This is a genomic window from Terriglobales bacterium (genome assembly GCA_035487355.1).
In the GTDB taxonomy this organism is placed as follows: Bacteria; Acidobacteriota; Terriglobia; order Terriglobales; family Acidobacteriaceae; genus QIAW01.
This window is the reverse complement of the sequence record DATHMF010000009.1, coordinates 62,341-81,733: the sequence shown is the minus strand read 5'-3', so window position 1 is coordinate 81,733 and position 19,393 is coordinate 62,341. Positions and strand designations below refer to the sequence as shown.

At 54.7% G+C, this 19,393-nt stretch carries 10 protein-coding genes; 2 read left to right on the top strand and 8 right to left on the bottom strand.

All coding sequences use genetic code 11. The features are described 5' to 3' along the window. Positions 1 to 257 precede the first annotated feature (257 nt). The 4 genes from VK738_02105 to VK738_02090 all read right to left on the bottom strand — a co-directional run bounded on the left by VK738_02105 (position 258) and on the right by VK738_02090 (position 6,688). The gene (locus tag VK738_02105; GenBank protein ID HTD21416.1) at positions 258 to 1,277 is read right to left on the bottom strand and encodes a hypothetical protein; all 1,020 of its coding nucleotides are present in this window, start codon (positions 1,275 to 1,277) and stop codon (positions 258 to 260) included. A 52-nt stretch (positions 1,278 to 1,329) separates the two neighbouring features. Continuing rightward, a complete protein-coding gene (locus VK738_02100; GenBank protein ID HTD21415.1) occupies positions 1,330 to 2,604 on the bottom strand; it encodes a selenium-binding protein SBP56-related protein in 1,275 nt (424 codons plus the stop codon). Between the two features lie 69 nt (positions 2,605 to 2,673). Further along, positions 2,674 to 3,906 (bottom strand): vanadium-dependent haloperoxidase, encoded by a 1,233-nt coding sequence (locus VK738_02095; protein HTD21414.1) that lies wholly within the window; start codon positions 3,904 to 3,906, stop codon positions 2,674 to 2,676. 166 nt (positions 3,907 to 4,072) lie between these two features. Beyond that, positions 4,073 to 6,688 carry an Ig-like domain repeat protein gene (locus VK738_02090; protein HTD21413.1) on the bottom strand — a complete coding sequence of 872 codons (2,616 nt, stop codon included), beginning with the start codon at positions 6,686 to 6,688 and terminating at the stop codon, positions 4,073 to 4,075. A gap of 371 nt (positions 6,689 to 7,059) precedes the next feature. On the opposite strand from VK738_02090, the gene VK738_02085 reads away from it, so the two are divergent. Together VK738_02085 and VK738_02080 are read left to right on the top strand one after the other, a co-directional pair. After that, positions 7,060 to 7,635, top strand: coding sequence for an ECF-type sigma factor (locus tag VK738_02085; protein HTD21412.1), 576 nt, complete (start codon positions 7,060 to 7,062; stop codon positions 7,633 to 7,635). Further along, positions 7,632 to 10,175: a protein kinase gene (locus VK738_02080; GenBank protein HTD21411.1), complete on the top strand. Its 2,544-nt coding sequence runs from the start codon at positions 7,632 to 7,634 to the stop codon at positions 10,173 to 10,175. Before VK738_02085 ends, VK738_02080 begins: the two co-directional genes overlap by 4 nt. A gap of 393 nt (positions 10,176 to 10,568) precedes the next feature. Here the strand turns inward: VK738_02080 and VK738_02075 are convergent, their stop codons facing one another. The 4 genes from VK738_02075 to VK738_02060 all read right to left on the bottom strand — a co-directional run bounded on the left by VK738_02075 (position 10,569) and on the right by VK738_02060 (position 19,299). Beyond that, a complete protein-coding gene (locus VK738_02075; protein ID HTD21410.1) occupies positions 10,569 to 12,413 on the bottom strand; it encodes a phosphoenolpyruvate carboxykinase (GTP) in 1,845 nt (614 codons plus the stop codon). A gap of 531 nt (positions 12,414 to 12,944) precedes the next feature. Beyond that, positions 12,945 to 16,151 carry a carboxypeptidase regulatory-like domain-containing protein gene (locus VK738_02070; GenBank protein HTD21409.1) on the bottom strand — a complete coding sequence of 1,069 codons (3,207 nt, stop codon included), beginning with the start codon at positions 16,149 to 16,151 and terminating at the stop codon, positions 12,945 to 12,947. 156 nt (positions 16,152 to 16,307) lie between these two features. After that, positions 16,308 to 17,723: a TIGR00366 family protein gene (locus VK738_02065; GenBank protein ID HTD21408.1), complete on the bottom strand. Its 1,416-nt coding sequence runs from the start codon at positions 17,721 to 17,723 to the stop codon at positions 16,308 to 16,310. Positions 17,724 to 17,754: 31 nt separating this feature from the next. After that, positions 17,755 to 19,299: an alkaline phosphatase family protein gene (locus tag VK738_02060; protein ID HTD21407.1), complete on the bottom strand. Its 1,545-nt coding sequence runs from the start codon at positions 19,297 to 19,299 to the stop codon at positions 17,755 to 17,757. Positions 19,300 to 19,393 lie beyond the last annotated feature (94 nt).

The window sequence follows — 19,393 nt, the reverse complement described above, 5'->3', positions numbered from 1 at the left end:
GAACCATCCACTTCATTGCTCCATGTGGCCGGGATGGTTCTGAACTGAACGCAGGGTGTCCAGTTCAACACCGATCCAGCACTATAGCCACCTCCCCGTGACCCCCGGCCACATGGATCTTGTCATCGCCCTCGGCGCGGATCTAACCGAGGTGCCTACTTGGGCTGAGCGATAATCCTGCGATAAAGCCTGATGCGTAACAACATAGTTCGTTCGTCTTTCTCCAAAAATGCGGCACACTCCCTCTCCGACTCCTACTAAGCAACGGCAGCCTTCAACGGTTTCAATTGCGTGACTCCCCGAGAGATCTTCGGAACAAAACTCGTGGTCACGTGAAATACCAACAAGTAGATAAAGAACTTAAAGTCGAATGGAACCCGCAGTGCCGGTGATAGACGCAGAATGTAGTATGCGTATGCACATCCCATAAAAAATACATTCATCGCCACCACTGCCTTCAGAAAGCCTGGCACGGTGCGAAGGAATTGCAGAAATGCGCCTAATCCCACCGCCTGCTGTACAACCGGCGAGGTGGGCCGCACACCGGCCCGCTCCAGCGAGAACACGTACCAACTGAAATAGTGGAACACTACCAGGAACGCGAAGAAGGATGGACTGCTCAACGCATGCATGCGCAGCACCTTGATGACAGCCGCAGCCCCGACAAACAAGAGCAACGCCAAGAAGGCATAGCACAATCCCGATCGTCTGCGAACCCACTGCTTCGGCCAGAAGAGGCAGGCCATCCCGCTCAGCAAGCCCGCGACCACACACAATCCCAGGTAGAGCTGTAGCTTGCCGTTCGGGCCGTGCACGGGTAGCTGTCCGATGAGAGCCACTACGGCTGCGCCCAACATAATGCCCAACCCGTTGCGATCAAGTACGCGTCCGAAAAAGCGATAGCCCGTTCTGCGCTGGTGATAGATGAAAATTTCATCGCGGAATGCATGAAAGGTGAAATATAGATAAATGATCGTGGTCAACGGCCGCATGCTGTTCACAAAACCAATCACTAGGGTTACTAACAGCAGACTCGCGAGAGCCACGCGATACCCACGATCGCCGTCAGCTACCTTGCCAAGGTTGAACAGAAAGCCAAAGATCACATGCGGCCACCCCATGCCCACGATCAGCAGATCGAAGCCGACTCTGCCCCACAGATATCCAACCAAGCCTAGACTGACGGCGGTCAGCAGGTAAGAAATCAAGAATCCACGCAGTAGTCGGTCGAGGCTGGCGCTCTCAATCACCGTTGTGGATTGGTTTCCGCTTGCCATTCCCTCTCCTCCAATTCATTTATGCCGGGAGTGCCAGCATTTCCGAACGCAACTACTTGATCGCGATGCCATGCGGCCGGGCCGGGCCTGAGCTGAACGCAGTGTTGAAATCCAGATCGAATCGCGAGTCCAGCACTAAGCCATTTTCCGTAACTCGCGCCACGTGAACCTTGTGGTCGCCTTCAGCATGGACTTTTCCGAAACTATCCTCATTCAGGAAGTAGTCGCTGATTACCAGCCGCTTCTCATCTGGCGTAAGCGCGATGTAGTGCGGACCGGAATTGGGCCCCAGATCGAGCGCTTTGAGCAATTTCGGTTCGTCGGGATCGGAGATATCAAACATGGCAATCTTTCCCGCCTGGTTCATAGAGACGAACAGCCTTCGGCCATCGGAGGTAACGCGCATGAGTTGCGGCCATCCCCCTTTGGCGATTGAAGTGAAATCAAAGACTGCGCGTGCTGTCCCGCGCCGGGTATCGAGCAGGTAAAGCTTGTCGTCCAACATGCCGGCGGTGAAGCCGCGGGCGCGGCGATCGCGGGGAATGAGCCTCACATCAATGGTTCCACCGGCGTTGGGGATATCAATAGTGCGCAGGATCTCCCGGCGCTTCAGGTTCCAAACGCGCACGCTGCCACGTAGATCGAGGCCGCCGGCAACGGCGTTCAAGGTAGTAGACGGACAGATGAAATCGCTGGTCACCATCAGGTTGAGTTCCGATCGCACCGAAATGCCATGAGGGTCGAATCCATCGGTGGGTGGATTTTCCGGATGTTCGCGAACAAGGTTGAGGTTCTTATCGAACTCGGCGACGCGTCCAGGAGCGTGTCCCTGGGCTCCGCCCATCATGGTCACCAGGAAGCCGCCTTCCGGCAAGGCATGGAACTCATCTGTAATCGCAGAGAGTGGCGGATCAGCCGAGGAAAGAAATTTGGGAGACTCCGGGTCAGAGACATCCCAGAAAAAGACTTCTTTCTGTCCCTTCAGAACGCTGAGCAGACCGCCGCAGGCGACGACTTTCCCATCAGCGGAAAGACCAATGTGGTGAAACTCGTTTCCGGTCGCCCCCGGCTCAGGCAGGGGAGCTTGAGCAATCACTTTTCCATAGTGCGGCGAATCCTCGTCAAAATTTATAACAGCCAGAAAATCGGGAGAGGTGCGTGCCTGGTCACCGGCACAAATAAAGAGGTATTTCACCTCTTGCCTCCGCCCATGGTGCTCATCCTCAGCAAAGGACTGCTGTCCAGCAACGAGGAACAGAAAACATACTGTTATCGTCAGCGTGGCGCTCTTCGTTACACTCTTTGAGTAAAAATTCCAGGGTCTCATTATTTTCTCCTTCGTTCGTATGTTCTTGCGGGCCAATTCCGCTCGCAACCAGGGCCATTCGGAATACGTTCAATGAACCGGCTGCAGGTACTGCTGGGCCGCGAGTTCGCCAATCTTTCTGCCCATGGCTTTACCAACCACAGTTGAATTTCGGTAGTGGATTCCACCATAGATCCTCGCGCTGGAAACTTCATCGGCCCATTGCCGGATGGTGATCCATTTGCGCACCACACCCGGCGCCGTAGAACTCGTCATGGTCAACGCCCGAACTGGTCCCGTGCCAAATTCGGATTCGAGTACGGTCGCCGCAGCGGAAGAAGTGATGCAATGCGCGCAAGGGTATTCCGGGTGAAGCGGGGTATCAACCGCCGGTTCCCAGTCAGGTTCGCGTTCGGTGGCGTCGTTGCCATCAATATCCCCGTTGCGTATCGCAGTAATCGGGCGCCAGAAATTGAAGGTGTACTTGGCGTCGAAGACCGCAATATATGCGTCGGCAGTTGCGATTTCGACCAAGGCAAACAGGCGGGCGTTCTCAATCAAGCTTCTCCCTGGAGTGGCGGCTAATTGACGCACGATCGGGTCCCAACTTGCGGGGCCTGTAATGGTCCAGAACCGTGCGATGTCAGTTTGTTCACTGGTCCGCAGAGTGCTCTTCTTCCTGCCGACGCCTTTGATCTCGTTGTAATCGCTGGCCCATTCTGGGCTTGTCAATTGCGGCGGCGCTTCGGGACGAAACTGTGAACCGCGTTCCATCGCCCAAGGGGTCACACTCCCCCATTGCGACCCTATCGGCAGCGTCGTCATGACATACACGCCCGGTGCCGTTGTGGGTCTGTAGGTATTAGGGGCGTCTGCTCCATCCGAAGCGCGGAGAGCAAGAATTTCAGCAGCAACTTTTTCTCCGACAGCAATGCCTGCAGCCTTGCCGCTGCCATCGGGGACTTGCGCCATGGACGCCGTGTAGGCCGCATCGAGATCTGTTTTCTGGTCTGGAAAAAGATTGAGCAGAACAGCATGTGCCGCAGCAATAGCGGCGGCTTCAGGGGAACTTCCCGGAGGGGCCGATTCTTTGACCTTATAGGGAGTGTAGCGGCCTTCGATGGAGTTAACGGCATCGAACATCGCCGTGTGAACCATTGCCATGGTGCGGGCGCCAGCGAAAGGTAGCTGCTTCGCGGTGGTCGCGCAAGCCAGGGCTTTTTCGTTCCATTCGGTGACGACATCGGCCGCAGCCACTGCAGGAGCTGCGAGGACTGCGAAGGCTATAAGCCAGTTGCAAAAATACTTCCTGAAATGGTTCATTTCCCTTCCTGGGACAATTCGTACTAAATCAAATGGCGCAAGAAATGAGAGGAATTGATAGCAACTCAATAGATTTTGTTGAAGCTATCGAAAAGAGGGCTAGATTTTCTTTTCGGACGTAGCACGCGATAACCAACAAACTAAGTATTCAAGTTATGAAACCGGTCTAGCGTGGCTTGGGCCGAGGTGAGGCGGTTACGGGTTGCGCTGTTGAGGCACTTCCGTTGAAGTTGTTGTTGCCGAGATAAACCGCCTGAATGTTATGCACGCTGGGATGCAGCGGCGTGCTGAAAGTGGCTGCGCCGCTGCCATTCAGCGGCAGAGAGGAACCAAGCTGTTGGTTCCCCTCCAGCAGGATTATGTTTCCCGTTGCCGTGCCGCTGGTCGCCGTGACTTGTACCGAGAAGACGACAGGCTGGCGAAAGAAGGTTTTGGCAGTCGCATTCAGAGCCGTGGTCGTGCTAACAGCACCTGTAGCGGTTATCACTTCTGTCATTGCCGCAGAGGTGCTGGGCAGATAGTTGCTATCGCCACTATATAATGCCGAGATGTTGTGAGCTCCCACACTCAAAGACGACGTCATGTACGTTGCGGTTCCATTCGCTAAAGTGACGGGAGGACCAAGCGTGCTGGCTCCATCCATAAACTGCACAGAACCAGTCACCCCTGTCGGAGCCGCCGTAGCAGTAAAGGTCACCTGTTGACCGGCCACGGAAGGATTGCTGCTTAACGCCAGCGCTGTGCTGCTGGTCTGCATGGCTGATACCTTGATCTGATTGAGTACAAACGTGCCGCTAACGTTGCGGACCAGAATGCCGTGGCTTCCAGCCGCCAGGCTCGGCGTAACCAGCGAGGCAGTATCAGCGAATACAGAGACGCTTCCTGTATTGGGAACGGTAAGAATACCCAAGGACTGTCCATCAACAAAGACTTCCGCCTGCGCGCCTGAGCTGGTGGCAGCAACGTTGAGCACAATGTGAAATGGCTGCGCTGCCGCTGTGTATACCGGATAACCCAGCCAGTGGCGGTTTGCCAATGTGGTTCCACCTCCAAACCAGCTTGGGGGTATGGCATACGTCGAAGCCGCAATGGTGGCTGGTATGGGCATGCCATAGGTCGAGCCCTGAGCAGTTGAATTGTTCAGATCATCAATGCCGACCAGCTTGGGAGCAGTGAGATCGTACACATCATCGGTGAAGCCAAATTGGTAATCTCCAGTCAGTTGAAAATAGATCAGGAGGTCGCCGGCATTCTGGCTCCAAACATTATGCTCGTTGATCACGACCTGGGTCATGCGCGGGTCTGCCCAGGCGGCGGATAAATTCGCATTCACGGTTGGGTTCTGGGTTTGCTGCAGGCCAGGGCCGCCCTCGTAGGCGATGCGTTTTATTCCAAAACAGAGAGACCAATTGGCGTCTGCCTGCAGGCTTGCACGAAAGGTGCTCGCCATAGTGGCAAATATTTGGTCCACCGAACTGGCGTCAGTAGGGCCGTAATAACCCGACCCGCCGGCTGCATAGATGTAATAACCTGGTGGCCGCGGCGCGTTTACATAGACAGGATTGTTGTAATAATTCTGCATCATATGCATTTCTTGAAGCAGCGGACCATTGGTATAACCAAGCTGCGACATCAGAACGGGACGAATGCGGGTCATCATATCGGCATCGCCGAAGACTGACCTGAAGATATTGCTGATCTCAATGACACGCTTGGCCACGCGACGCCAGGCCCAATACCAATCGTTCGTCGAACCATCAAAGTTCAACGGAGAGCCTCCGGCGTTGACCTCGGCGATTGCGGTATTGTGGTTGTCCTGAGTTTGCGGAAAGTTCGAGGCTCCGTTCCATAACTCGTTACTGTTCTCGACATACAGATTCAGATTGGAATTAAGCGGCGGCCAGACCGGCGCAACCTGTGGGCTGGTATATGGATTGACTCCATCTGAGCCATACTTGAACATCTGCGCCACCTTGGTCACGTAGTCATCTGTAGCACGGTTGGGCAAGCTGATCCAAACATCTTTGCCGGTTTCGTTGGCCAGTTCGATGACATATTCCCAGGCCGCGCCTCTTCCCTGCCACATGCCAGGCGGAGAGTTGGGATTGCCGATGGCCTGCGAAGCCGTGGTCGGCAGAGTGCGGTCGCTCCAATTTGCTATCTGATTGCCATCGGTAGATGTGAAATCCTTGGTCCTAAGTACGGAAAACTTGGCGAGGATGGCTTTGAATGGATCGGTGAAAGTCTCCGTGGTGTAGGGCGTAGTTCCGCCTACCGTGCGGGGCCGCATCAGCTTGACGTTTGTGATTCCCGTATTGGTAGCGCTGGCAGCAGTTCGCTGCGTGCTGGCAAAGTTGAGCAGCAGGCCTGCGCCGCCATTGTAGATCAAATCGGCAGTGGTCGTATTCGAGGGCGCATCGTAGTTCAAATTGGTAATTGTTGCGCTGCCGTAGCCAGTCGTCACATTGGCTTTGCCCGTGAAAGAAAACCGATAGGTCCCCTGCATGTTCGGAGGGCCAGCCCAGACTACGATGTTGGCATCTTGCGTAGGCCAGCCGTTGCCATCTACGGCAGCCGGAGTGTTGGACTGGGTCAGCCACTGGCGCGAAGCCTTCATTACGTCGGTAAAAGCCCGGTCTCTGATCCAATCCAGAGGCGTATCAACGTTGATTCCTATCTTGTTGGCCGGAGCCGGCACTGCGAAAGCCGCGACAGGGGCTCTCCAGGCAAATACCAAGGCTAAACACAATATCCAAAAACGCTTCAAAGCGAGGACACTCATTGCAACCTACTTGGGGGGAATAGAGAGGGGGAATTCTTATCCAAGAAAGCCATAGGTGCGAGATGCGGGTCAAGTGACATCGGCACATAGCCTGCTGATATGGCACACTTATGCGTCACATTCTTCGAGTAAGAATTCCAGAGCTTCATTTTTAATTTTAAGAATCTTTAAAGCCTACCCTTTTTTCACGGGCGGGCGATCTTTACCTTTCTCCTTATCTCAAATAGCGCAAAAAAAGCAGAAAACTGATAGCCGTGCAATCACATTCAAGCCAGAATATTGAAAAGAAAGGAGTTTTCTTACGTAAGTCCCAAAAAAGGTCGGTGCTTAAGTTGTGAAACTAGGTATACAATTCGTTCACTATTCCCTTTATGGAGCCGGATCGCGGCCAAATTACGGAACTGTTGCAGCGCTGGAGTGACGGAGACCAGGAAGCTCTGGACTCATTGATTCCCCTCGTCTATGGAGACCTTCGGCGTCTGGCCAACTATTATCTACAACAGGAAGCCCATGCCCAGACCTTGCAGAGCACGGCGCTGGTTCACGAGGTGTATTTGCGGTTGTGCCGCCAGGAATATCCACATTGGGAAGGCCGTGCCCACTTTTTTGCGGTTGCCGCCAAGATGATTCGCCGCATCCTGGTGGACCATGCTCGGCGAAAGTTGGCTGGGAAGCGCGGTGGACGACTCCACCCCGATCAACTGGATGAAGCGCTCACCTTGCCGGTATCGTCGAATCTTGATCTGGTTGCCCTGGATGAATCTCTGAAAGAGCTCGCCGAGTTCGACGCCCGGAAGTGCCAGGTCGTCGAAATGCGTTTTTTTGTTGGATTATCGGCGAAGGACATCGCCAAGGTGCTCCACACTACGGAGGCGACCGTTCGCCGCGACTGGAACATAGCCCGCGCATGGCTCTATCGCCGGCTCAAAGGAGAAGCTGCGTCGTGAAGCACTCAGACTGGCAGCAGATTGAACGCGTGCTGGCAATAATCCTGGAGTCTCCCGAAGAAGAGCGCCGTGCCCAAATTGAACAACTGTGCCAAAACGATCCGGAAATACGCACCGAGGTTGAGTCTTTATTAACGGCCCATAGTAACGCGGCCTCGTTCCTGGATGTGAAGACCCAAATCGACTCCGATTCCGTTCATAGCTTTTCTTTGGCAGGCAGAACACTGGGACCATATCTGTTGCTGGAAGCGATCGGTCACGGAGGCATGGGAACGGTTTACCGGGCGGAGCGGACCGATGGCCGTTTCCAGAAGCAGGTAGCTGTCAAAGTAGTTCCGGCGGCCATGCATTTCCCCGAGCTGCTGCGGCGCTTTGCCAGTGAGCAGCAGATCCTGGCAACCCTGGAACATCCTAATATTGCGCGCTTGCTCGATGCCGGCGTTTCTCCGGAAGGCATACCTTACCTTGTCATGGAGTATGTGGAAGGCACGCCGGTGACTGAGTATTGCCGCACCCGCCGGCTTTCAACCCGGCAACGCCTCATCCTGTTTCAAGCGATATGTTCCACAGTCCACTATGCTCACCAGCATCTGGTTGTGCATCGTGATATCAAGCCCGCAAATATTTTGGTTACCACGGATGGCATCCCGAAGCTGCTGGATTTCGGCATTGCCAAGTTAATGGGCCACTGGAGCGGTTCCGCCGCAAGCGCAACCCGCTCGATTCTGAACCCGATGACTCCCGATTATGCCAGTCCAGAGCAGGCGCGCGGGGAAACCATCACGACAGCTACGGATATTTATTCACTCGGCGTGATCTTATATGAATTGCTGACCGGGCAACGGCCCTATACGGTTGCAGATAAGTCGTTGACGGAGGCGGTTCGCGTTATCTGTGAAATCGACCCCGAAAGACCTGCGGTTGTGCTGCGCAACCGCATGAAGCGAGCCGGTGAACGAGCAGGACGAGAAGTTGATTCCTCTGCTGACCTCGATGCCATTGTGGCCAAGGCAATGCGCAAGCATCCCCAGCAACGCTATGCCTCGGCCCAGGAACTCGAGAGTGACATTTCACGGTATCTCGCCGGCTTGCCGGTATCGGCGCACCGCGGATCGTTTCAATACGTGGCCAGCAAGTTTATTCTGCGTCACAAGCTTGCGGTCGCATCGTTCCTGATTACCGTGCTGCTGGGAGCAGCCGGCGTCAGCGCCGTCGTGTGGCAGGCCCGTATCGCGCAGCGCGAACGAGTCAAAGCGCAGCATCGCTTTGATCAAGTGCGCTCGCTGGCGAAATCGTTGATGTTTGAGATTCACGACAATATTGCGACCCTGCCCGGTTCGACAAAAGCGCGGGAATTGCTCATCAGCCGGGCAGTGCAGTATCTCGACTCTCTGGCCGGAGAATCTTCAGGCGACACATCATTGCAGATGGAGCTGGCGGCGGCCTATGTTCGCGTCGGCGACCTGCAAGGCGGCTTGGCGGGCTCGGGAAATCTCGGTGATCTTACAGGAGCGTTAGCCAGCTATGAGAAAGCACATTCCATTCTGGCTTCTGTTATCGCGCTTGAGCCGGACCGCGTGGATGCCTCCCAGCAACTGGCCCGGCTCTATGGAAGCATCAGCAATTTACATATGAGACTTCGTCATCAGGCAGAGGGCCTGAGCAATGCTGAAGCAGGACTTGCGATTTGGGAGTCGCTGACAGCGCGTTCCTCGAACGATGAGGACACACAGCGTGGCCTGGCCGGCGCTTACTTCAGGCTTGCAGATGCCTACGGATATGAAAAAGATCCGAAGTCGGTCGCGATCCGGGGCAAGGCGCTGGTGATGTATGAGTCATTGCTGCAACGCCACCCCAACGATCCTGAGGCCATGCGCAATGTGGCGTTGACGCACAAAACTTTGAGCGCTGGTTTACTCGACACTGGTCGCAATGTTGAAGCTATCGAGCACCTGGAGAAAGCACGGGAGCTTGACCAACAACGAACTGCGGCCGATGCTAACAACGCTCAGGCGAAACTCGATCTCTCATTCGATTTGAGCGAAATAGCTCAGGCCTATGACAACCAGAAGCAACCGGGAAAGGCGCTCGGGTACATGCAGCAGACCCTGGACATCCGCCAGGGGCTGGCAGATGCTGATCCCAAGGACGCCCGCATCAAAGGACGAGTGGCTTATGCATTGCTTCGTATGGGGCAGTTGCACCTGGAACTGGACGAATATGCATCCGCGCTGCCGAACTTGCGCTCTTCCATCATTATTAATAAAGCATTCGGCAGCGATCCGGCGGCCATCGCGGATACAGCACAAGCCTACATTGCAATCGGGGACTCGGAATCTGGATTGGCCCACGCCATGCCGCCCAGCACTCCCCAGCACACCAGCCATCTTCAGGCGGCCTGCTCTTCGTACCACACCGCGGTCGAGCGGTATCGTCAATTGAAAGCACATAACCAGGCCGATTCAGATGACTTGAAAGATGCCGCCGGAGCGACTGAAAAAGCCGCCTCCTGTGACAAGCTGTTGCACACAGTACATTGAGAGCAGGAGGGAACTTTCACCGCTGTTGCTTTTCTTGCAACCTGTAGCTCTTTCCGCAAGCAGTACGCCCACTAGCTCAAACAAGTCTCTGACGTCTTAAATCATTACAACACAAAGACATATGGAAGACAGAAGGGGGATATGCAGGTAGTCTCGGATATGTACTATTCGGTAAACCCGCGCTCCCGCGCTTCACAGGGATTTGCTGCCAACTGGTGCTCTCTTACAACTCAAAGCCTGAGCCTTAAACGCATGCCTCTTCGAAGCGATAGCACGAGGTAATCAATTCTCAAAGACCAAAAAGAGCTTTCGCCCTCGCATTTCTAGAATGCTGAATCAATGATGGCGCAATTTTCTGCAATATTCGACCGTTTGATATCACATTCTTTGTCACTACAGCCGGCAAATGAGCAGTTCCCTCTCGTAGACCATCTCTGGCGGCAGGTGAGCGTGTAAAACGATAAACAACTCTTCGTGCTGGATAACTTCTCGCCGCCAGGCTGCGTTGTCGAAAGCCTGCAGTTGATCAAACGCCTCTTTGGAAAACTTGAGCCCGGTCCACTCGATATCCTCATATCTGGGCACCCAGCCAATGGGGGTCTCCTTGCCCAAGGCGCGGCCACGAGCGCGGTCAATAATCCATTTGAGTACGCGCATGTTCTCGCGGAAGCCTGGCCACAAGAAGTTGCCGTCGGCGTCTTTGCGAAACCAGTTCACCTGGAAGATGCGAGGTGTTTCGGTCAGCGAACGCTGCATCTTGATCCAGTGGCGGAAATAGTCGCCCATGTGATAACCGCAGAAAGGCAGCATTGCCATGGGGTCGCGGCGGACCTTTCCTGTCGTGCCCTCGGCGGCGGCTGTCATCTCTGAACCCATGGTGGCGCCGGTGTAGACGCCTGCGGTCCAATTGAAGGCCTGGTACACGAGGGGCATAGTAGTACCCCGCCGCCCGCCAAAAATAATTGCGCTGATCGGCACTCCCTCCGGGTCTTCCCATGCCGGGTCAATCGTCGGACACTGCGATGCAGGAGCAGTAAAACGGGCGTTGGGGTGTGCGGCTTTTGCGCCTGTTTCCTTGGCAATCTGCGGGGTCCACTTCTTCCCCTGCCAGTCAAGGCATTCCGCCGGCGGCTCGTCTGTCATTCCCTCCCACCACACGCCACCTTCGGGGGTCAGCGCAACATTGGTGAAGATGGTATTGCGGGAAAGCGTCGCCATCGCGTTAGGGTTGGTCTTGACGGAGGTGCCGGGCGCGACACCGAAAAAACCTGTTTCGGGATTTATGGCGCGCAGGCGGCCGCTGGCATCCGGCTTGAGCCAGGCGATATCATCGCCGACTGTCCACACCTTCCAATCGTCGAGACCCTTGGGCGGAATCAGCATGGCGAAGTTGGTTTTGCCGCATGCGCTCGGAAAAGCGGCGGCGACATATGTCTTCTCACCCTTCGGATCTTCCACACCCAGGATGAGCATGTGCTCGGCCATCCAGCCTTCGTCGCGAGCGATATTCGATGCGATCCGCAGGGCGAAGCATTTCTTGCCGAGAAGAGCATTGCCCCCGTAGCCAGAGCCAAAGGACCAGATTTCACGCGTCTCGGGAAAGTGGACGATATACTTCACGGGGTTTGAGGGCCAGGGAACATCTTTTTCGCCCGGCGCGAGCGGAGCGCCAACGCTATGCAGGCACGGCACAACGCGTTTGACATCCTTATCTATCTCGCGAAACACAGGCAGACCGATACGGGCCATGATCCGCATGCTGGCCACCACATAAGGAGAGTCTGTGAGCTGGACCCCGATCTGCGACATGGGGGTCCCGACCGGCCCCATGCTGAACGGCAGCACGTACATGGTGCGGCCCCGCATGGCCCCATCGAAAAGCCCTCTCAGCTTCTTTCGCATTTCATAGGGGTTTTCCCAGTTATTGGTCGGCCCGGCATTATCCTTCGAAAGTGAGCAGATGAACGTACGGTCCTCGACCCGGGCAACATCGCTCGCGACCGACCGGGCATAATAACAGCCGGGCCAGAGCTTCTCATTGAGTTTGATGAAGGTGCCGCTCTTGACCATCTGCGCGCACAGCTCATCGTATTCTTCCTGGGAGCCATCCACCCAATGGATGGTATCGGGCCGGGTAAGTTGCTCCATCTTCTCAACCCACTTCAGAAGATGCTTGTTTTCACTCAAAGGCACGGCTGGATCCCGGCCTGCGATCACCGCCGTCGAACTATACTTCATAACTGCACTCCTCTTTTTTCAAATAACTGCCTCTTTGATGCTATCAGCTTCAGAAGATTCTTTGCATCAGGGGGTACTTGCTGGATGGGCTATTTCAGTGTTAAGTCATTAAAATTAAATGACATATGCCCACATAGCCCCACACTAGCTAGACAGTCTTGATATATGTCTTCGTCTTCTCCTTAATTCTAAGACTTTTTAAGAGCTCGCAACGCTTCCCCTTCATCCGGCGGTCGCGTTGGCTCACACGATCGCCGAATTCCGGACATACTTCAAGCGAAATGATAGAACGACAATCTCTCGATGACCAACGGTTTGATACCCCTTTGATATCATTTGAATCTTAACCAAGGCGAAGCAACTGTAAAAGGCACTATCGCTGTTATAGATTCTGTTTGGACAACCCAGGGGCTATTGATGCCCGCGTAAATAATCTCCTACTCACAAAGAAGCCCAGGGCTAAAGCCCAAAACTCTGCTAACCTTTCCCCCCGGCTAAAGCCGGGGGCTCCCACCGATGCGCGCATCCCGCTTACCAGATAAATTTGACCGCAAACTGCATCTGCCGTGAAGAAGTCGAAGTCGAGTTCAGCAGACCGGCGTTGCCATTCAGAGCCCCGGCTGCAGTGAATATTTGACGGTTCGGATTTGTGGGCGGATTGAAGTTTGCACGGTTCGCGACATTGAAAACCTCCCAGCGGAACTGTACGTTGAATGTCTCGGAAATGTTGCGAATCGGATTGTTCTTGAATAGAGAAAAATCAAATTCCTCAAGTCCCGGCCCGATCACCGTATTGCGGCCTGCATTGCCGAGCAAGCGGGGCAAGGTGGTGTTTGAAGGGAGATCAGTTACCGGAAATGAGAAACATGCCGTGTTGAGATAGTGCGGACCGTTGGGTGTCGTTTTGAAGCTACCGTTCACCGGGCTGCATCCCGCGATGCGATCCGGGAAGGCGTAGGGATCCGCACTCTTGAGGCCGAGTGGATCGCCGCCAATCGTTGTCGTGAAAGGCAGGCCGCTTGTCAGCGTCAAGATACCGCCGGGTTGCCATCCGGAAGCCAGCCATTTGGGGACTCCGCTCCACGACTTTGGACTCGGAATCATCCACAGACCATTGATCATGAGCACGTGGCGAACATCGAAGTCAGAAAGCCCGCGTCTTACTTTTGCGTCGAAGGCCGGCAGGCTTGAGACAGAGTTGCCAAACGTATCTCCCGCGATCCCCGAGGAGCTGGTGTCAATGCTCTTGGAGAACGTATAGGAGGTCTGGATCTGGAAGCCGTGGCTTAGACGCTTGATCGCCTCCACATTCAGGCCGTGGTAAACCGAAGAGGTGTTCCAGGTGACGGCGCTGATTTGCCTGACATTCGGATTCAGTCTCGTTGTCCCAATAGTGGAGGCAGGCCAGGCGAAGCCGGCTGGGGTGAGCGTCGGCTGGACAACATTAATGTCATCCACATGGAACGGTTGGTGAACACCGTGTGAGCCGATGTATCCCAGGGTTACCGTGAAATTTCGCGCCAACTCGCGCTGCACGTTAAAGGACCATTGCTCGACATAGTTGCGATGCGGGTTCTGCTGAACGTAGCCATTGCGAAGGGTCGTCACGGTCAACTGGTTAAACGCACCTGTCGGAAATGATCCCACTGGCGCCGGCGTGACATTTCCTGCCAGAGAAAAAGGCGCGGAGAGCAGTGAAATAAGCTCGAACTGATATGGCAGGGGCAGAACATCATAGATTCCAAATGCGCCCCGGACCGAAGTTTTGCCCGTGCCAAACGGGTCCCACGCGAAGCCGACGCGCGGCGCAAAATTTTTGAGCGTAGGATTGGAAAAGTACGGCGAACCGAGTCTCGGAGTAGTATCCGTATTCAGGTTGACCAGCGTTGACAGCCGATTGGAACTTTCAGTCGGCACCGTGGCCATCTCGTAACGGAGACCGAGGTTAAAAGTAAGGTTCGGCCTGAACTTGTAATCGTCTTGAACGTATCCGCCGTAGATATCCTGGCGGAGATCACGCGGAGAGATGGCCGAGCTGATGGGTGCATTGAAGCTGGTGGGGTGGTTGGTCAGGAATGCCGCCAGCCCGCCAAATATATATTGTCCGTTGGGGTTCGCCGTACCGAGCTGGTTTGACTGGATGTGCTCGGCGTAGAAGCCCAGTTTTAGCGAATGCTTGCTCCGGGTCCAGTAGAGGTCATCGTAGACCTGGTAAGAGTTGTAGTGAAAATCGAATTCCCCCACCGCCCTCAGGCCGCCTTGGAAGTTAGTGAGACCGGTCACGTTGATAAGGCCCACCGGGAGTCCAGGCACGAAGCCAAGCGATGTGCTCGCAGCCGCGGGATTAATCGCGCTCAGAGTCGTCGGCGCGATGGATACAGTTCGATTGAAACCAAAGCGCGCCACATTGACCAGCGCCGGAGAAAAGGTGTGTGACTCCTCCAACGCAAACGTGTGGCGGCGCGATTTGGTTCCGATATTCTTGAAGTTGTAGGTATCGGGACTGGTTGTCTCGCCCCGATCAAACACATAAGTTCCAAAAAGACTGTCGGATTCGGAGAGCTTGTGATCAATGCGGCCGGTGACGAAATCCTCATTTGTGACCTGCTGGGCAACAAAGCTGAATTGGCCGGTATCTCCATTCACAATACCGTTGGGAAGCGGAAATAGATTCAGGTACGGCACAACCAGCGGATCAACCGTCACGTTGCCGGCAGCAAGCTGGCCCGAGCGTGCCGCCACTGAGGGCACGTTATCAACATTGGTGTTGCCCTGGCTCTGGCGCAGCCCCTCGTAATCGGCGAAGAAGAACGTACGGTCCTTGACGATGTGCCCGCCTGCAGACCCACCAAATTGGTTCCGTTTAAATGGAGGCCTTATCGCTTTCCCGTTTACTGTGTCGAAGAAATTGCGCGCATCAAACACATTGTTGCGCAGAAACTCATAGCCCGTACCATGAAAGGAGTTCGTGCCCGAACGCGAAGCCGCGTTGATGACGCCGCCAGAGGTTTTGCCGTAGTCGGCGGGCGCGTTACTGGTAACCACGGAAAATTCCTGCACCGCATCCACGCCAAGCACGGCGCCCTGTATGCTGCCGGGCGCGCCGGAAGCGTAGTCGTTAATGCTGACGCCATCGAGGCGGTAGTTGTTCTGTTGAGGACGATTGCCGCCGATAGTGACCTCCGATCCCAGGCCGCGGTTCGGGCGATCGTTACTGATCGCCAGCGGCTTCTGCGTGCGCACCTGGGCGACACCAGGCTCCAGCGTTACAAGCAAGGTCCAGTCGCGCCCGTTCAGGGGCAAATCAACGACGGTATGCGAATCCACAACGTTGCCGACCGAAGAAGACTCGAGTTGCATCAGCGGAGTTCCGCTTTCTACGGTTACAACCTCCGATGTCGCCCCTACTCCGATCTCGAAGTTGATGGCGAGCGTATCTTGCACGTGAAGATCAACGTCAGACTTGACGACTGTCTTGAATCCAGGTTTCTCGACCTGAATGCGATAGGTACCGGGCGGCAGGTTCGCGATGGTATACCCGCCCGAGGCGTTGGTCATTGCCTCATAACGTATGTTCGTGCCTACGTTGATGGCAGTTACTTTGGCATCCGGGATCACTGCCTTGCTCGGATCGCTAACGTAACCGGTCAGTGAAGCGTTTGTGGACTGGGAGTAAAGAGCGCCATTCAAACAGAGCACAAGAACAACAGCGAACGCGATATGGGCCATTTTATACATAAGAATTCTCTCCTTTAGAATTTCTCCTTTGCCTGATTCAGGAAACATTCAGGTCTACCCAATAGGTGCCAAATCCATATCTATGACAAGTTCTGTATCACTTTCCCCACGTGCACGATTTCAAATAACCCATGACTTACCCACTACAACGGCCCCTCAGGCCTTAGGAACTAAGAACAGCAAGGCCAGGCCAAACGCGACCAGCGCGACCACAAAAGTAATGACCATAAATCCCATCATCCGCCGCATGCCAATACCCGCGATGGCCAGAATGGGCAGAGCAAAGAAGGGCTGTATCATATTTGCCACAGACTCCCCCATGGCCACTGCCATCGTGGTTCCTGCCATGGAAGCGTGAAGATCTCTTGCCGCCGGCAATATAAAAGGTCCCTGGACCGCCCAATGACCGCCGCCACTGGGAATGAAAAACGTGATAATTAAAGACGATATGTACGTCCAGAATGGCAGAGTTGTCGCGGTCGAAAATGACAGGAACGCTTTTGAGATCACGCCTGCCAATCCGGTAGCGGTCATGATTCCCATGATTCCTCCATAGAGCGGATATTGAAGAATCAGCGGCCCTGTGATCCGGGCGGCGTTTTTTACCGCGTCCACGTAAGCAATCGGTCTCCAGTGAAACAGCAACCCGAGCAGCAAAAAAATAAGGATGACTGAATTGATATCGAAAGAGAACCCGGCTTGACGCCAATGCCCTGCCAGCGCCGCTGCACCAAACGCGACCAGCAAAATATTGAGGATCCAGGCGCGATCCAGCCAGGCTGCAAGGGTGCCGGTTTTTTCCGTAGCCTGTTTCCGCTGGTCTTCGGTGCGCAATCGTTCCGGGTCCACAATGACCGAGTCCTCCGGTGCAGGCTCGGTATACCGGAAAATAATTGGCAGCAAAACGAACAATGCGATGACAGGCACCAGATTCATGCGGGTAAAAATGGTCTGGGTCAAAGGCAAGCTATGCCCGGCGATTTTCTCCACCAGGTTGAGCGCTGAGCCAGGAGTCGCTTGCGACAGCGCAATCGAGCCCGACAGGCCCTCCGTAGAAATGACAAAGCCGGTGTAGGCGGCGGCCACCAGCCAGCCAAAATCGAGGCGCACGCGTTTTGCAATCTCGCGCGCCAGCAAACCTGCGACGACCAGGCCAAAACCCCAGTTGATCCAGGAGGCGAGCATGCCGATCACGATGGTCAGCGAAACTGCATCGCGCGGAGTTTTTGGAAGAGAAGAAATTTTTTCGAGAAGCTTGTGGACCCATGGTGAAGTGGCCAAGGAATACCCGGTCACCACCACCAGCACCATCTGAAATGCGAACGTCAGGATATTGAAGACGCCGTTATACCAGGCCACTCCGATATCACGAACAGAAGAATTGCCTGTCAATGTATATGCCAAAATCGCGGTTGCGAAGGTGAGAATCACGGCAAAGACATATGGATCGGGCGCCATCTTTTCGAACAGGTAAACCAAAAAGGTGCTGACTCCTCCACGCGATGAGCCAGGCTTTGCCGTCTGAGGCCCAGGAGAAGCTTGCGGCTGAGGTAGAACGTTTGTTGTCGTCATCAAATTAGCCTTCCTTGCGATCGAACTATGCTTATTGCAGCGGCAACCATGGCAGCACCTCAGTGTGTTCCAGCTGGACCGACTGCAAAGAATTTGGATCTAAACCCAATGCTTTAAGAATCGTGGGCGCAACCTGGGTGGTTGCAACCGGGGTCTTGACGGTTTGCCCTTGCGCTCCCGGTATGGAGACCAACAGACCAACGTTCGTATCCTGCTCGAGGAACCCTCCGTGCTCCGCAAGTTTGGTGCTGGGCTCGCTGTACATCACTCCCAAAATGGGCTGAACGATAATGTCGGGCGCGCGTGGATCGTGTTGAGGATCAGGAAATTTGAGCTTCAAAGATTCGCCGGAATATATCTCCTGAATTCCCGCTTCCACTTGTTTTGTTTCTATGGCCTTCACTACCTCTGCTGTTTTGCTCTGATCTTTCAGCCAAAGAAATGCGACTGTATCCACGGTGGAGTGGGCGAGCAATCCCTTTTGCACCCATTCGACAATATCGGGAACAGTGCCTTCGTCCATCAGCTTGCGTTTGGTTTGATCGATCGGAGACTGGCCGTGCTTGGCGCTTATGACGATCAGTGTAGAGTCAAAAATACTCTGGTCTTTAAGTTCTTTTACCATTTGGCCGATGGCGTTGTCCGTCCAGTCCATCGCACCTTGCAGTCCTGGACTGGGTGTGCCCCTGCCATCCAGGTACCCGTTTCCCGCCAATTTTTGCACCACGCTCACGGTGATGAACGTCATTCCAAAGAGCTTGGGAACGCCGCTCTGTCTGGCGCCCGTGTGGTCAAGCCCTTTGATCTGATTGAGCACCGCCTGCACTTTCAATGCGTCGTGTTTTTCAGCACCGGCAATGCCCTTCTTCACTCCTGGCGCGTGTGCTTCCGGCGTATAGAGATCATCAACGCCGGTTCCCGAGGGACCCAGCAGGAAATCGCCAAAAGTCGGATGCTGATCAGACCAAGCCGTCTTGCCACCGCTCTTCTTCACGACTTCAAAGATTGTGTTGACGCGCAAAAAATTGTGGGGAAATACCGGTGAACAATTCTTCTGAGGATCGAGGGCCATCTTCTCTGGATCCATTCCTCCGCCAGCATCTTCGGCGTCGGGGTCCTTGTCTGCGGTTTCGTCAAAAGTGATGACTGCGCCCCGGGTCGCGCATCCCGATTTGGGCGGAGACAGGGTGCGATCGTATCCATCGCTGTAGTAAACGCCGGTCGAGTTTGGAGTCCCCCCGGTAACCAACGCCAGCAGTCCCGGCGTGGAGTCTGCAATCGGAGTTGACGCATTCGAGTAAATGATTCCTCGTTTGCTGAGTTGGGAGAGAGTCGAATCGGGCCGGTTCGCTATGTAGGTCGCGAGGTCGAGTGCATGAAGACCATCAATGCTGATGAGCAGGGCATGCTTGATTTTGGTAGCGCTTTTCTTTGTTGCGCCCTGCTTGGCTGCACCCCGCTTGCCCGCAGCGGACTTGGCTGCAGAGTTCCTGGATTTCTTGGGAAGCTCCGTCTGCGCGGTCACAATTACACTGCAGGCCAAAAACAGCGTCACCGCAATTTGCGGTTTCTTCATTCTTCTTTTTCCCCCGTTGCACTGGTTACGAAAGACGAGTGCATTCATCATTAATCTATGACTGTTTCTTAAAACCCGAATAATCGTAGGATTT

Bases quoted from the DNA above. Each gene is read 5' to 3' on its own strand.
- VK738_02105 (HTD21416.1), bottom strand. From the start codon at position 1,277: ATGGCAAGCGGAAACCAATCCACAACGGTGATTGAGAGCGCCAGCCTC.
- VK738_02100 (HTD21415.1), bottom strand. From the start codon at position 2,604: ATGAGACCCTGGAATTTTTACTCAAAGAGTGTAACGAAGAGCGCCACG.
- VK738_02095 (HTD21414.1), bottom strand. From the start codon at position 3,906: ATGAACCATTTCAGGAAGTATTTTTGCAACTGGCTTATAGCCTTCGCA.
- VK738_02090 (HTD21413.1), bottom strand. From the start codon at position 6,688: ATGAGTGTCCTCGCTTTGAAGCGTTTTTGGATATTGTGTTTAGCCTTG.
- VK738_02085 (HTD21412.1), top strand. From the start codon at position 7,060: ATGGAGCCGGATCGCGGCCAAATTACGGAACTGTTGCAGCGCTGGAGT.
- VK738_02075 (HTD21410.1), bottom strand. From the start codon at position 12,413: ATGAAGTATAGTTCGACGGCGGTGATCGCAGGCCGGGATCCAGCCGTG.
- VK738_02070 (HTD21409.1), bottom strand. From the start codon at position 16,151: ATGTATAAAATGGCCCATATCGCGTTCGCTGTTGTTCTTGTGCTCTGT.
- VK738_02065 (HTD21408.1), bottom strand. From the start codon at position 17,723: ATGACGACAACAAACGTTCTACCTCAGCCGCAAGCTTCTCCTGGGCCT.
- VK738_02060 (HTD21407.1), bottom strand. From the start codon at position 19,299: ATGAAGAAACCGCAAATTGCGGTGACGCTGTTTTTGGCCTGCAGTGTA.